Source organism: Rathayibacter sp. VKM Ac-2926 (assembly GCF_022815565.1).
Classification (GTDB): domain Bacteria; phylum Actinomycetota; class Actinomycetes; order Actinomycetales; family Microbacteriaceae; genus Rathayibacter; species Rathayibacter festucae.
Window position 1 is genome coordinate 58,229 of record NZ_JALGRS010000007.1, and the last position, 12,331, is coordinate 70,559.

Consider the following 12,331-nt stretch of genomic DNA (forward strand, 5'->3'; position numbering starts at 1 on the left):
CCATGCTGATCGAGTAGCCCGCGCAGCGGGCGTATCGAGATCCACCACTGTCAGACGCGGGTCTGCAGACCACCCCGCGGGCGACGGCGGGTCTTGATACGCCGCTCCGCGGCTACTCGACCAGCATGTGGCGCGGAGAGCGCGGACGTCTCCGGTTGCGGCCTACGCGTCGCCGTCGAACATGGAGGTGACGGAGCCGTCGTCGAAGACCTCGTGGATCGCGCGGGCGAGCAGCGGGGCGATCGGCAGGATCGTCAGGCGGTCCCACTTCTTCTCCTCGGGCAGCGGCAGGGTGTCGGTGACGACGACCGAGTCGATGAACTCGGAGCTGAGCAGCTCGCGGGCCGGGTCCGAGAAGACGGCGTGGGTCGCGGCGACGACGACGCCGATCGCGCCAGCGGCCTTGAGGGCCTCGGCGGCCTTGGCGATGGTGCGGCCGGTGTCGATCAGGTCGTCAACGAGGAGGCAGACGCGGCCGCTGACCTCTCCGACGATCTCGTGCACCGAGACCTGGTTCGCGACCTTGGGGTCGCGGCGCTTGTGGATGATCGCGAGCGGCACGCCGAGCTTGTCGCTCCAGATGTCGGCGACGCGGACGCGGCCCATGTCCGGCGAGACGACGGTGAGGGTCGAGGGATCGAGCTTCTCGCGGAAGTGCTCGAGCAGCACCGGCATCGCGAAGAGGTGGTCGACGGGGCCGTCGAAGAAGCCCTGGATCTGCGCGGCGTGCAGGTCGACCGACATGATGCGGTCGGCGCCGGCGGCCTTGAACAGGTCGGCGACGAGGCGGGCCGAGATCGGCTCGCGACCGCGGCCCTTCTTGTCCTGGCGCGCGTAGGGGTAGAACGGCGCGACCACGGTGATCCGCTTGGCCGAGGCGCGCTTGAGCGCGTCGACCATGATCAGCTGCTCCATGAGCCACTCGTTGATCGGCGAGGTGTGCGACTGCAGGACGAAGACGTCCCCGCCGCGGACCGACTCGCCGTAGCGGACGTAGAGCTCGCCGTTCGCGAAGGTGCGCCCCTCGGTGGTGACCAGCTCGGTGCCCAGCTCGTCGGCGACCGCTTCCGCCAGTGCCGGATGCGCCCTCCCCGAGACCAGGACCAGGCTCTTCTTGTTGCTGGCGGTGATGCCCGTCACTGTGCTCCGCTTCCTCCGGTCGCGCGGTCGGTGCCCTCGGGCTCCGACGCCTGGGCGGCCTCGGCGGCGGTGGCCGACGCGGTTCCCGGACGATGGGTCTGCACCCATCCGGCCATGTTGCGCTGCGGAGCGACGGTGATGCCGAGGGCTCCGGCGGGGATGTCCTTGCGGATGACCGTGCCGGCGCCCGTGTACGCTCCGTCACCGATTCTAACGGGGGCGACGAAGACGTTGTGCGACCCGGCGCGCACGTGCGACCCCACGACGGAGGACGCCTTGTTCACCCCGTCGTAGTTGGCGAAGATCGAGCCGGCGCCGATGTTCGACTCCTCGCCGATCGTCGCGTCGCCGACGTAGGAGAGGTGCGGCACCTTCGAGCCGGCGCCGATCGTCGCGTTCTTGGTCTCGACGTAGGTGCCGATCTTGCCGCGCTCGCCGAGCACGGTGCCCGGGCGCAGGAACGAGAACGGGCCGACCTGTGCCTGAGCGCCGATCACCGCGAGCGTCGCATCCGAGCGCTTGATCACCGCGTCCTCGCCGACCTCGCAGGAGTCGAGGGTCGTGTCCGGCCCGATGATCGCCCCGGAGGCGATGACAGTCGGCCCCTTGATCTGCGTGCCGGGGAGGATCTCGACGTCGGGCGAGAGGACCGCGTCGACGTCGATCCAGGTGGTGGCCGGGTCCTGGATCGTGACGCCCTCCAGCTGCCAGCGGCGGACGATCCGGGCATTCAGCTCGAGCGCCGCGTCGGCGAGCTGGGCGCGGTCGTTGATGCCGGCGACGAGCCAGCGGTCCTGCACGGGGACGGCCTCGATCGCACGGCCGGCGGTCTTCAGCGCGGCGGCGGCGTCGGTGAGGTACTTCTCCTGCTGGGCGTTGTCGGTGCCGATGGCGCCGATCACCGCGCGGAGGGCGGCGGCCTCGAAGGCGTACACGCCGGCGTTGGTCTCGGTGAGCGCGAGCTCGGCGTCGCTCGCGTCCTTCTGCTCCACGATCGAGGCGAAGCCGCCGTCGACGCCGCGGACGATGCGGCCGAAGCCGGTCGGGTCCTCGAGCACGCAGGACAGCATCGTCAGGGCGTTGGCCGCCGCGAGGTGCTCGTCCACCAGGCGGCGCAGCGTCGGGGCGTCCAGCAGCGGGACGTCGGCGCTGAGCACCACGACGGTCCCGTCGAAGTCGTCCGGCAGCGCGGCGAGGCCGAGCTCCACGGCGCGGCCGGTGCCGGGCACCTCGTCCTGATCGACGACGAGGGCCGCGGGCGTGTGGTCCAGGACCGCGGCGGCGACCCGCTCGCGCTCGTGCCGCACGACCGTGACGACGTGGCCGGCGTCGAGCGAGGCGGCCGTGTCGAGGACGTGCCCCAGCAGCGGGCGCCCGGCGAGGCGGTGCAGGACCTTGGGGGTGCGGGACTTCATCCGGGTGCCCTGGCCTGCGGCCAGGATCACCACCGCGAGCGTGCTGTCGACCATGATTCGTTCTCCTCCGTGAGCGCCACTTGCGAGCGCCGGAGGATTCTCGGCGATCCTCAGAACTCCGTCGGCGGTCGGGCGGGCGACTCGTTTCGAACGGACAGCCGGCGGGTCCCCGGACATCTTCCGGGGCCTCGGACCAGCTGAGCGCCGCCGATCACGCTACCGGAATCGACAGCGGCCCTTCCCGGCTTCCCCATGGACGCGTCCGTGGAGTCGCCTCAGCACTCCAACCAGGCAGTGAAATCCTCGCGGTCGTATCGGGCTCGTCCGGGAGGGAGATGCCTGTTCCTGGATCGGAGCACCGAGACGTACGACCAGAGCGTGTCGCCGTCCACGAAGTGCGCGCGATACGCGATCCGCAGCAGCCCCCACGTGGTCGCCGTCTGCACCTGGATGCCGCTCGGCTCCCCGGCGAGGAGAGCGGCAGGGCCGGCGTCGTCCGTGAAGAACACGGCCTTGATGTCGCGACTGTGGATGATGGCGAGAGTCTCCGCCTCTCCGAGGTTCTTCGTTGGCGGATCCCCTGGTCGAGACAGCTGCTTGCGATAGACGGTCGTGAGGAGATGTTCTGCCGGAGTCTCCGGGAACAGCGGCTCGCCGAAGATGTCGGGCGCCTCCTTCAAGTCCTCCAGATCCGGCTCGGACGAGGACATCCAGCATTCATGGGCGACGGTGGCGCACCAGGCAGGATCCCCGAGCAGCCGACGAAGGAGGTCCATGCGGTGGAGGTAGGCGAAGTTGATCAGAACCGTGTTGTCAGGGAAGAGCCGAACCGTCACGCGAAGGCACTCCTCAGGCACCGAGACCGAGGAGGTCGGCGAGGGCATCGGAGGAGAGCGCCGACCCGTCGGTCGGCTCGTCGACCTCCAGGTCGACAGGATCCACCCCGAGCATCCACGCGAGCGTGTCCTTGCGGACGGTCCCCTGCGAGATCTGCGCGAGATGAGCGTCCTGCAGAGCGAGCGGGAATCTCCGCGTCGACGCCGCGTCCATCCGGGACGTGATGGGGTGGCCGGCGTCGGACGTGCTCCAGTGGCGTCGCAGAAGCCTCTGCGTGGGCTGCGTCGACCACGTCTCGAGATGCTCGTTCATCGGGAGGCGCAGCGCCGCGACCCGCTTCTTCAGGGCGTCGACGGAGACGCCTCGATCCCAGACGTGCTCCGCGATGTCCGACTCCGTCACTCCCGTCCAATCGATGCTCCGGATCCACGGAGAGGGAAGGAGGAGCTCGGCGGCGAAGCCGTTGGCCTCCGGCTCGCTGGAGACCGTCTCCACCGATCGACCTCGTCGGAGGGACTCCGCCTGGTGGACGAGATGCCCGAGCTCGTGGGCGAGCGACCAGTTCTCCCAGAACCAGTTCCCCGTCGCTTTGAGCGCGATGATCGCTCGATCACCGAAGCGGAAGGAGTAGGCGGAGGTCAACTCGCTCAGGCGGACGACGTCGATCCCCAGCGCGTCCAGACGGTCGGCGAAGGGACGGACGAAGTCGGCGCCGAGGGCGGCTCGCGCGGACTCGAGAGTCTCGGGGACAACGGATGCGGCGAGCTCGCCCTGCACCTGCTCATAGGCGAGCAGGACCGCGTCGAGATGCGGGAGATCGATGTCCTTGCCCGGCACGTGATGACGCCGCGTCTCCTGGTCGAAGGAGTGGCGTGCGGCCGCGATCATCCGGGTCGGGTCCGGCGCCCCGGTGATGAGGAAGTGCAGGTCCGCGTCGAGGAGATCCGCGATCTTCGCGAGCTCGATCGCGGCGAATCCGCGCTCGCCGCGGAGAGCGCGCGAGAACGCGTCCGGTGTCATTCCGACGTCCGCCGCGATGCTCCGCTGAGTGCTGCCACTCGGAAGCAGGTCGGCCACACGCCGTCCGATGTCTGCCGTCATGCGTGCAGAGTACGCGCTCGTTGGGAGAATCCCAACGTTCGCGCCACCGTGCGCGACAGCTGGGGAGCCGTACTCGGCGACCGTGCTCCTGGACGACAGAGCTCCGCCACCAGGATTCGAACCTGGACCGGACAGCTCCAAAGGCTGCCGTGCTGCCGTTACACCATGGCGGACCGCGCTCTCGCGCGCCGTCCATCCTGCCATCCGCCCGCACCCGCCGTCGCCGTGGCGTCCCCGTCGAGCGGCTCCCGGCGACTCCCGGGGCGCGCACCCGCCAGAATGGACGGGTGAGCGCGAATGACGAGGTGGACGGCATCGTCGACGCCTGGGTGCGCGAGCGGCCCGACCTCGACTTCACTCCCCTGCAGGTCTTCTCCCGGATGCGCCGGCTCGCCAAGCAGCTGGAGCGGGCGCGCGGCAGCGCGTTCGGCCGCTCGGAGCTCGAGACCTGGGAGTTCGACGTCCTCTCCGCCCTCCGCCGCGCAGGGGCGCCCTACCGGATGAGCCCGAAGCAGCTGCTCCAGGCGACGATGGTCACCAGCGGCACGATGACCAACCGGATCGACCGGCTGGTCGAGCGCGACCTCGTCGAGCGCCTCGACGATCCGAACGACGGCCGCGGCGTGCTGGTGCAGATGACGCCGTCGGGCCTGTCCCGGGTGGACGCGGCGATCACCCGGCTCGTCGACGCCGAGCAGGAGCTGCTCGGAGCCCTCACGCACGCGCAGCAGGAGCGGCTGGCGCAGCTGCTCCGCAAGCTCTCGCTCGACTTCGGCTGACTCCGCTGCAGAACATCAGCTGAGACGGGGGTCCCTCCCCCCACAGCGGAGGCACCCCCTTCTCAGCTGATGTTCTGCGCCGCGCTCAGCCCTCGAGCAGCTCCGACAGCTCCAGCCAGCGCAGCTCGAGCCCGGCCGCCTCGTCCTGGTGCTCGCGCAGCTTCGCGTTCAGGCCCAGGATGCCGTCGTAGTCGTCCGGGTCGTGGGTGGCCATCTTCTCGTGCACCGCGGCGGAGAGCTGCGTGAGCTTGTGCAGGCGCCGGTCGATCGCCGACACCTCCTTCTCGGCGGTGCGCCGCTCGGCGCCGCCGAGACCGGACGGAGCCGGAGCGGATGCGCCCGTCGAGCCGCCCGCGGGCGCGCCCTTCTCCAGCGCGCGGCGCAGGTCGAGGTACTGCTCCACACCACCGGGCAGGTGGCGGAACGCGCCGTCCATCACGGCGTACTGCTGGTCGGTGACCCGCTCGAGCAGGTAGCGGTCGTGCGAGACGACGAGGAGCGTGCCCGGCCAGGAGTCGAGCAGGTCCTCGATCGCGGCGAGCATGTCGGTGTCGAGGTCGTTGGTGGGCTCGTCGAGGATGAGCACGTTGGGCTCGCTGAGCAGGATCAGCAGCAGCTGCAGCCGGCGGCGCTGGCCACCGGAGAGGTCCTTCACCGGCGTCGAGAGCTGCGCGCTGGAGAAGCCGAGGCGCTCGAGCAGCTGCCCGGGCGTCATCTCCTTGCCGCCGATCGAGTAGCTGGTGCGCTGCTCGGCGATGATCTCGCGGACCGGCTGGTGCTGCACCTCGGTCAGCTCGCGCAGCTGCTGGTCGAGGATCGCGACGCGGACCGTGGTGCCGCGCTTGACCTTGCCGCTGGTCGGCTGCACGCTGCCGGCCACGAGGCCGAGGAGGGTCGACTTGCCGGCGCCGTTGACGCCGAGGACACCGGTGCGCTCGCCGGGCGCGATCCGCCACTCGATCCGGTTCAGCACGGTCCGCTCGCCGTAGCGGACGGTGACGTCGAGCAGGTCGACGACGTCCTTGCCGAGCCGCGAGACGGCCAGCTGCGACAGCGAGACGGAGTCGCGCACGGGCGGCTCGTTCTCGATCAGCTGGTTCGCCGCGTCGATGCGGAACTTGGGCTTGGCGGTGCGGGCCGGAGCGCCGCGGCGGAGCCAGGCCAGCTCCTTCTTCATCAGGTTCTGCCGCTTCGACTCCATGGTGGAGGCCATCCGGTCGCGCTCGACGCGCTGCAGGATGTACGCCGCGTAGCCACCCTCGAAGGGCTCGACCAGGCGGTCGTGCACCTCCCAGGTCGCGGTGCAGATCTCGTCGAGGAACCACCGGTCGTGGGTGACGACCGCGAGGCCGCCCGAGGTCGCGGCCCAGCGGCGCTTGAGGTGCTCGGCGAGCCAGGCGATGCCCTCGACGTCGAGGTGGTTGGTGGGCTCGTCGAGGAAGACGACGTCCCAGTCGCCGACGAGCAGCTTGGCCAGCGCGACGCGGCGGCGCTGGCCGCCCGAGAGCGCGCCGACGACGCCGTCCCAGGGGACGTCGCGCAGCAGCCCGGCGATGACGTCGCGGGTGCGCGCGTCCCCGGCCCACTCGTGCTCCTCGAGCCCGCCGACGACGGCCTGGGCGACGGTGAGCTCCTCGTCGACGGTGTCGGCCTGGTCGAGCATGCCGAGCGTGACACCGCGGCGGTGGGTGACCCGGCCGCCGTCCGGCTCGATGCGCTGGGCGAGCAGGCGGAGGAGGGTGGACTTGCCGTCGCCGTTCCGGCCGACGATGCCGATGCGGTCGCCCTCCTCGATGCCGAGGGAGACGTCGTCGAAGATGACCCGCGTGGGGTACTCGAGGCGGAGCGACTCAGCGCCCAGGAGATGTGCCATAGGGGCCGAGTTTACCGGGGGCCGCCTCCGCGGATCCCCACGGGCGGACGCGGTGCGCTCAGGCGACCGTCACGGTGCGCATGTGCCAGCCGGTCGCACCGTCGGGGGCGGGCGGCGCCTCGTCCTGGGTCTGCACCAGGCCCTCGGAGTCGGTGGCGCGGACCAGGACGACGTGGTCGCCGGCGATCGCGTCCCACTCGTAGACCCACTGGATCCAGGTGTCGGCGGTGACGGCCTCGGCCAGGCGCGCGGACTGCCAGGCGCCGCCGTCGATCTGGACCTCGACCTTCGAGATGCCGGTGTGCGGCGCCCAGGCGACGCCCGCGACCGCGACCGTGCCGGCCGGAACGGCCTGGCCCTGGCGGGGGACGTCGATCCGGGACTCGACCTTGATCGGGCCGCGCTCGGTCCAGCCGCGGGTCGACCAGTAGGCGACGTCGTCCTCGAAGGTGGTGACCTTCAGCTCGGTGACCCACTTCGTCGCCGAGACGTAGCCGTAGAGGCCCGGGACGACCATCCGCACCGGGAAGCCGTGCTCGACCGGGAGCGGCTGGCCGTTCATGCCGACCGCCAGGAGGCTGGCGCGACCCTCGTCGGTCAGCACCTCGAGCGGGCTGGAGGCGGTGAAGCCGTCGATGCTGCGGGAGAGCACCATGTCGGCGCCGGCGGTCGGGCGAGCACGGGCGAGGAGCTCGCGGATCGGGTAGCCGAGCCAGAGCGCGGTGCCGATCAGGTCGCCGCCGACCTCGTTCGAGACGCAGGAGAGGGTGACGAGGTGCTCCTCGAGCGGGAGGGCGAGGAGCTCGTCCCAGGTGAGGGTGATCTCCTCCTCGACCATGCCGGTGATCTTCAGCGACCAGTCCGCCGGGTCGACGCTGGGCACGGAGAGCGCGGTGTCGATCCGGTAGAAGTCGTCGTTGGAGGTGACGTAGGAGCTGATGCCCTCGATGCTGTCGAGGACGCCGGTCGCGGGGATCGGCGCGGCGGTGGCGGCGGGGGTCGGCAGCACGACGGCCTCGCGGACCGCGGTGACGGCGGAGGCGGCGGCGGTGACGACCCGCGCGCCCACGCCCGCGACGACGGCGGCGGCACCGGCGATGCCGACCAGGCGGAGGAAGGAGCGGCGGTCGGTCGAGCCCTGGGCGGGCTCCTCGTCCCAGGCGCGCAGGCGGGCGGAGGCAGCGCGCAGCACCATCGCGCCGGCGACCATGCCGACGACGCTCGGCGCGGCGTCGATGCCGGAGGCGCCCTCCCGGCTGACGGCCGCAAGGGCTCCGAGGCCCGCGACGGCGGCGAGGACCAGGACGCCGAGCGGCGCCTTGCGGTACTCGAGCAGCCCGGCGGCGATCGCGAGCAGGGCGACCGCGATCCCGAGGGAGACGAGGAGGACGAGCTTGTCCCCGGTGCCGAACAGGGCGATGACCGTGTCCTTGACGCCGGGCGGGACGATGTCGATCACGAAGCCGCCGACCGCGACGAGAGGGCTGCCGCCGGCGCCCGTGAAGACGGCGACGAGCTCGGCGGCGGCGAGGGTGACGGCGGCCGAGACGAGCCCGGTGAGGATCGCGAACAGTGCTACTCGTCTGGGGGCCATGAGCGGCACTCTAGGCCACGAGATCGAGCGTTCTCTGCGGACGCCGGGTGGGTCTACTTGGAAGAGACGCCCGCAGACATGCTGGTCGAGTAGCCCCGCAGGGGCGTATCGAGACCCGCGCACCCCAAGGACGTCGGCCTCTTCCCCGCCCTGCGATGGCGCCGGAGGCGCCCCCTCCGCTCGATACGCCGCTCCGCGGCTACTCGACCAGCATGGTGAAGGCCGGTGCCCCGCACATGCTGATCGAGCAGCCCTCGCAGAGGGCGTCTCGAGATCCACCGTGTCCAGCAGGGCGGGTCTCGATACGCCGCTCCGCGGCTACTCGACCAGCATGGTGAAGGCCGGTGCCCCGCACATGCTGATCGAGCAGCCCTCGCAGAGGGCGTCTCGAGATCCACCGTGTCCAGCAGGGCGGGTCTCGATACGCCGCTCCGCGGCTACTCGACCAGCATGGGTGGGCCGCTGCGCCGCTACTCGACCAGCATGCCCCGACGGCATGCCTCAGGTGGAGAGGAGGCGGGCGCCGTGGACCGGGCCGGAGACGCGGACGGCGCGCAGGCGGGCGGACGTCAGCTCGAGCTGCAGGTCGAGCGCGGCGTCGGCGTCGGGCAGGAGGAAGGCGACCGTCGGGCCGGAGCCGGAGACCAGGCCGCCGAGGGCGCCGCTCTCCTCGCCGCGCTCGAGGATCCGCGCGAGGCCGGGCTGCAGGTGCAGGGCGGGCGCCTGGAGGTCGTTGTGCATCGCATCGGCGAGCATCGCGGCGTCGCCGGCCCGGAGTGCCTGCAGCACGTTGGGCTCGATGCTCGGCGTCGCGGAGATCGGCCGGAAGTCGTGCAGGTGCCGCTCGCGGTGGCGGTCCAGCTCGCGGTAGACCTCGGGGGTCGACAGGCCCTGCTCCGAGAGCACGAGCACCCACTCGAAGCGGCCCTTCGCGAGCGCGGGGCTCAGCTCGTCGCCGCGGCCGACGCCGATCGCGGTGCCGCCGGTGAAGGAGAACGGGACGTCCGCGCCGAGCCCGGCGGCGATGCCGAGCAGCTGCTCGCGGGTGCAGGCGGTGCCCCAGAGCGAGTCGCAGGCCAGCAGCGTCGCGGCGGCGTCGGCCGAGCCGCCGCCCATCCCGCCCGCGATCGGCACGTTCTTCTCGATCTCGAGGTGCACGCCGCCGCGGTAGCCGGTCGCCCGGGCGAGCGCCCGCGCCGCCTTGATCGCGAGGTTCGACCCGTCGACGGCGAGGCCGCGGGTGTCGATCGAGCCGGAGAACTCGACCGAGAAGTCGGGGGCGTCGCTCGCGCGGACGTCCTCGTAGAGCGACAGCGACTGGAACGCCGTCGCGAGCTCGTGGTAGCCGTCCTCGCGGACGGCGCCGACCTTCAGGTAGACGTTGATCTTGCCTGGCGCTCGCGCGTGGACCCGGTTCGACGTCGTCGCGCGATGGGCCATGCGACCACGCTACAGGGTGGCGGAGCCGCGCTCGTCCGCGGCGGGAGCGCTCTCGTCGACGGCCTCGTCGGCATCCTCGTCGGCGCTCTCGCCGTCGTCCTCAGCCCCCGTCGCGGCCGGCACCGCGCCGCCGCGCACCGGCACCCGCGCCGGGTCGAGCGCCCGGCCGAGGGCGGTGAACGCCGCGACGTCGAGCTCCTCGCCGCGGGCCGTCTGCGGCACGCCGGCCGATTCGAGGGCGGCGATCGCGGCGGTGCTGTCGCCGAAGAGCGCGGCGAGCGACTGGCGGAGCATCTTCCGCCGCTGCGCGAACGCCGCGTCGACCACCGCGAAGACAGCGCGGCGCAGGGTCTCGTCGCCCGGCTCCTCGCCGCGCTCGAACGAGACGAGGACGCTGTCGACGTTGGGCACCGGCCAGAAGATCTGCCGGGACACGGTGCCGCCGGTCGTGAACGAGCCGAACCAGGACGCCTTGACGCTCGGGCCGCCGTAGATCTTGGAGCCCGGGCCGGCCGCGAGGCGGAGGCCGACCTCGGACTGCACCATCACCACGCCGGAGCGGATGCTCGGGAAGTGCTCGAGGAAGTGCAGCAGCACCGGCACCGAGATGTTGTACGGGAGGTTCGCGACGAGCCGCACGGGCTCGCCCGGCAGCTCGAGCACCTTCATCGCGTCCGCGCGGATCACGGTGAGGTCGGCGGCGGGCGCCATCAGCTGGACGGTGCGGGGCAGCTGCTCCGCGAGCCGGCCGTCGATCTCGACGGCGACGACCCCGGCGCCGGCCTCGAGGAGGCCGAGGGTGAGCGAGCCGAGGCCCGGGCCGATCTCGACGACGCTCTCGCCGCGCTCCACGCGGGCGAGCTTGACGATGCGGCGGACGGTGTTGGCGTCGTGCACGAAGTTCTGGCCGAGCTTCTTCGTCGGCGTGACGTCGAGCAGCTGAGCGAGATCGCGGATCTCGGCGGGTCCGAGCAGCTTCGGGACGGCGACCTGCTCGGCTGCCGCCTCCGCCGCGTGCCGGCCGGTCATGCCAGCTGCCCGACCGGCTCCGACGGCTCAGAGCCGACCTCGCCGCCCCACTCGCCGTAGACCTGCTCGGTGTTGGAGGCGATCGTGGCGGCCAGGTGGCCGACGTCGGTCTCCAGCGTCGCGGCCATCGAGCGGAGGGTGTGCGGGATCAGGTAGGGCGCGTTCGGGCGGCCGCGGAACGGCTCCGGCGTGAGGTACGGCGCGTCGGTCTCGACGAGGATCAGGTGCCGCGGAGTGGCGACCAGCGCCTCGCGCAGCGACTCGGCGTTCTTGAACGAGACGGTGCCGGCGAAGGAGAGGTACCAGCCCTCCTCCGCGCACATCCGCGCCATCTCGGCGTCGCCGGAGAAGCAGTGGAAGACGGTGCGCTCGGGGGCGCCGACCCGGCGGAGGGTCTCCATCACCTCGCGGTGCGCGTCGCGGTCGTGGATCTGCAGCGCGGTGCCGGTCTCCTTCGCGATGCGGATGTGCTCCTCGAACGAGCGGAACTGGGCGGCGCGGCCGCTCTCGCCGGTGCGGAAGAAGTCGAGGCCGGTCTCGCCGACGGCGCGGACGCGCGGCTGGGTAGCCAGCTCGGCGATCACGGCGAGGGCGTCGTCGAGCTCGCCGCGCTCCTCGAGCGCCGGCGCCTCGTTGGGGTGGATCGCGACGGCGGCGAGCATGCGCGGCTCGGAGGCGGCGCGCTCGGCCGACCAGCGGCTGGTCTCGACGTCGGTGCCGACCTGCACGACGCCGCGGACACCGACCGTAGAGGCGCGGTCGAGCTGCTCGCGGTAGTCGAGCGGCTCGAGGCCGTCGGAGATCTCGAGGTGCGTGTGGTTGTCGTAGACGGGGACGACGAGCGCCTCGGGCAGCGGCGGGTACGTCAGGTCGCGGCCGGACGTGTTCTCACGGGCGCGGACGTGCTGGCTGTCGGTCATGCGTCCAGGCTACCGGGGCGGGGCGGCGGGGCCCCGGAGGGCGGATCTGGAGAGTGCGCGCTTGCAGAGGGCGGAGCTCGATACGCCCGCTGCGCGGGCTACTCGATCAGCATGAAGGGCCCGCTGCGCGGGCTGCTCGATCAGCATGGGGCGCAGCCGCTTAGGCGATCAGCATGGAGGCGCAGCCGTCGGCTGGGAACGCG

Annotated in this window: 10 protein-coding genes and 1 tRNA gene; 1 reads left to right on the forward strand and 10 read right to left on the reverse strand. The window is 71.8% G+C overall.

The window, feature by feature from the left end:
• Positions 1 to 162: 162 nt before the first annotated feature.
• The 5 genes from MT351_RS11410 to MT351_RS11430 all read right to left on the reverse strand — a co-directional run bounded on the left by MT351_RS11410 (position 163) and on the right by MT351_RS11430 (position 4,666).
• Entirely contained in the window at positions 163 to 1,140 is a 978-nt protein-coding gene (locus MT351_RS11410; RefSeq protein ID WP_123447631.1) for a ribose-phosphate diphosphokinase, read from the reverse strand.
• Entirely contained in the window at positions 1,137 to 2,609 is a 1,473-nt protein-coding gene (gene glmU, locus MT351_RS11415; RefSeq protein WP_132437716.1) for a bifunctional UDP-N-acetylglucosamine diphosphorylase/glucosamine-1-phosphate N-acetyltransferase GlmU, read from the reverse strand. The genes MT351_RS11410 and glmU overlap by 4 nt, the downstream gene beginning before the upstream one ends.
• A gap of 221 nt (positions 2,610 to 2,830) precedes the next feature.
• Positions 2,831 to 3,391, reverse strand: a complete 561-nt coding sequence (locus tag MT351_RS11420; RefSeq protein ID WP_243582231.1) for a hypothetical protein — start codon at positions 3,389 to 3,391, stop codon at positions 2,831 to 2,833.
• 13 nt (positions 3,392 to 3,404) lie between these two features.
• The gene (locus MT351_RS11425; RefSeq protein WP_243582232.1) at positions 3,405 to 4,493 is read right to left on the reverse strand and encodes an XRE family transcriptional regulator; all 1,089 of its coding nucleotides are present in this window, start codon (positions 4,491 to 4,493) and stop codon (positions 3,405 to 3,407) included.
• A gap of 101 nt (positions 4,494 to 4,594) precedes the next feature.
• Positions 4,595 to 4,666, reverse strand: a tRNA-Gln gene (locus MT351_RS11430).
• A gap of 114 nt (positions 4,667 to 4,780) precedes the next feature.
• Between MT351_RS11430 and MT351_RS11435 the strand changes: the two genes are divergently transcribed.
• On the forward strand, positions 4,781 to 5,272 hold the full coding sequence (locus tag MT351_RS11435; protein ID WP_123447633.1) for a MarR family winged helix-turn-helix transcriptional regulator: 492 nt from the start codon (positions 4,781 to 4,783) through the stop codon (positions 5,270 to 5,272).
• Positions 5,273 to 5,357: 85 nt separating this feature from the next.
• Here MT351_RS11435 and MT351_RS11440 read toward each other — a convergent pair whose 3' ends face one another.
• The 5 genes from MT351_RS11440 to MT351_RS11460 all read right to left on the reverse strand — a co-directional run bounded on the left by MT351_RS11440 (position 5,358) and on the right by MT351_RS11460 (position 12,128).
• Complete coding sequence (locus MT351_RS11440) at positions 5,358 to 7,145, reverse strand: ABC-F family ATP-binding cassette domain-containing protein (RefSeq protein WP_123447634.1); 1,788 nt, start codon at positions 7,143 to 7,145, stop codon at positions 5,358 to 5,360.
• 58 nt (positions 7,146 to 7,203) lie between these two features.
• Positions 7,204 to 8,739, reverse strand: coding sequence for a molybdopterin-dependent oxidoreductase (locus MT351_RS11445; RefSeq protein WP_243582233.1), 1,536 nt, complete (start codon positions 8,737 to 8,739; stop codon positions 7,204 to 7,206).
• 501 nt (positions 8,740 to 9,240) lie between these two features.
• Positions 9,241 to 10,179 carry a 4-(cytidine 5'-diphospho)-2-C-methyl-D-erythritol kinase gene (locus tag MT351_RS11450; protein ID WP_243582234.1) on the reverse strand — a complete coding sequence of 313 codons (939 nt, stop codon included), beginning with the start codon at positions 10,177 to 10,179 and terminating at the stop codon, positions 9,241 to 9,243.
• A 9-nt stretch (positions 10,180 to 10,188) separates the two neighbouring features.
• A complete protein-coding gene (gene rsmA, locus MT351_RS11455; RefSeq protein ID WP_243582235.1) occupies positions 10,189 to 11,208 on the reverse strand; it encodes a 16S rRNA (adenine(1518)-N(6)/adenine(1519)-N(6))-dimethyltransferase RsmA in 1,020 nt (339 codons plus the stop codon).
• Positions 11,205 to 12,128, reverse strand: coding sequence for a TatD family hydrolase (locus MT351_RS11460; protein ID WP_127887222.1), 924 nt, complete (start codon positions 12,126 to 12,128; stop codon positions 11,205 to 11,207). The genes rsmA and MT351_RS11460 overlap by 4 nt, the downstream gene beginning before the upstream one ends.
• Positions 12,129 to 12,331 lie beyond the last annotated feature (203 nt).